Below are 1759 nucleotides of genomic sequence, written 5' to 3'. Positions count from 1 at the left end.
TCGCAACGCTCTTTAACAATTTATCAGACAATCTGTGTGGGCACTCGCAGGATTGATATCAGTCACCTCCGGGTGACAAAAAATATCAAGTCTTAAGAGTGAACACATAATGAAATTCATTATGACGTTTTACACTTGAGCATCGCTGCACTTGTTGCAGCAAATCGAACTTTTAATTGAAGAGTTTGATCATGGCTCAGATTGAACGCTGGCGGCAGGCCTAACACATGCAAGTCGAACGGTAGCACAGAGAGCTTGCTCTCGGGTGACGAGTGGCGGACGGGTGAGTAATGTCTGGGAAACTGCCCGATGGAGGGGGATAACTACTGGAAACGGTAGCTAATACCGCATAACGTCTACGGACCAAAGTGGGGGACCTTCGGGCCTCACACCATCGGATGTGCCCAGATGGGATTAGCTAGTAGGTGGGGTAATGGCTCACCTAGGCGACGATCCCTAGCTGGTCTGAGAGGATGACCAGCCACACTGGAACTGAGACACGGTCCAGACTCCTACGGGAGGCAGCAGTGGGGAATATTGCACAATGGGCGCAAGCCTGATGCAGCCATGCCGCGTGTATGAAGAAGGCCTTCGGGTTGTAAAGTACTTTCAGTGGGGAGGAAGGCGATGAAGTTAATAGCTTCGTCGATTGACGTTACCCGCAGAAGAAGCACCGGCTAACTCCGTGCCAGCAGCCGCGGTAATACGGAGGGTGCAAGCGTTAATCGGAATTACTGGGCGTAAAGCGCACGCAGGCGGTCTGTCAAGTCGGATGTGAAATCCCCGGGCTCAACCTGGGAACTGCATTCGAAACTGGCAGACTAGAGTCTTGTAGAGGGGGGTAGAATTCCAGGTGTAGCGGTGAAATGCGTAGAGATCTGGAGGAATACCGGTGGCGAAGGCGGCCCCCTGGACAAAGACTGACGCTCAGGTGCGAAAGCGTGGGGAGCAAACAGGATTAGATACCCTGGTAGTCCACGCCGTAAACGATGTCGACTTGGAGGTTGTGCCCTTGAGGCGTGGCTTCCGGAGCTAACGCGTTAAGTCGACCGCCTGGGGAGTACGGCCGCAAGGTTAAAACTCAAATGAATTGACGGGGGCCCGCACAAGCGGTGGAGCATGTGGTTTAATTCGATGCAACGCGAAGAACCTTACCTGGCCTTGACATCCACGGAATTCGGCAGAGATGCCTTAGTGCCTTCGGGAACCGTGAGACAGGTGCTGCATGGCTGTCGTCAGCTCGTGTTGTGAAATGTTGGGTTAAGTCCCGCAACGAGCGCAACCCTTATCCTTTGTTGCCAGCGGGTAATGCCGGGAACTCAAAGGAGACTGCCGGTGATAAACCGGAGGAAGGTGGGGATGACGTCAAGTCATCATGGCCCTTACGGCCAGGGCTACACACGTGCTACAATGGCGCATACAAAGAGAAGCGACCTCGCGAGAGCAAGCGGACCTCATAAAGTGCGTCGTAGTCCGGATCGGAGTCTGCAACTCGACTCCGTGAAGTCGGAATCGCTAGTAATCGTAGATCAGAATGCTACGGTGAATACGTTCCCGGGCCTTGTACACACCGCCCGTCACACCATGGGAGTGGGTTGCAAAAGAAGTAGGTAGCTTAACCTTCGGGAGGGCGCTTACCACTTTGTGATTCATGACTGGGGTGAAGTCGTAACAAGGTAACCGTAGGGGAACCTGCGGTTGGATCACCTCCTTACCTGAAGATACCTTCCCGCGCAGTGTCCACACAGATTGTCTGATA

General features: G+C 53.5%; 1 rRNA gene. It reads left to right on the top strand.

Annotated features, from left to right (window positions below):
* The first annotated feature begins 173 nt into the window (after positions 1-173).
* A 16S ribosomal RNA gene (locus ABEH87_RS21460) occupies positions 174-1714 on the top strand.
* Positions 1715-1759: the final 45 nt, after the last annotated feature.

Origin of the sequence: Erwinia sp. Eh17-17 (assembly GCF_039675725.1) — a bacterium.
In the GTDB taxonomy this organism is placed as follows: domain Bacteria; phylum Pseudomonadota; class Gammaproteobacteria; order Enterobacterales; family Enterobacteriaceae; genus Erwinia.
This window is presented reverse-complemented; position numbering and strand designations above follow the sequence as displayed.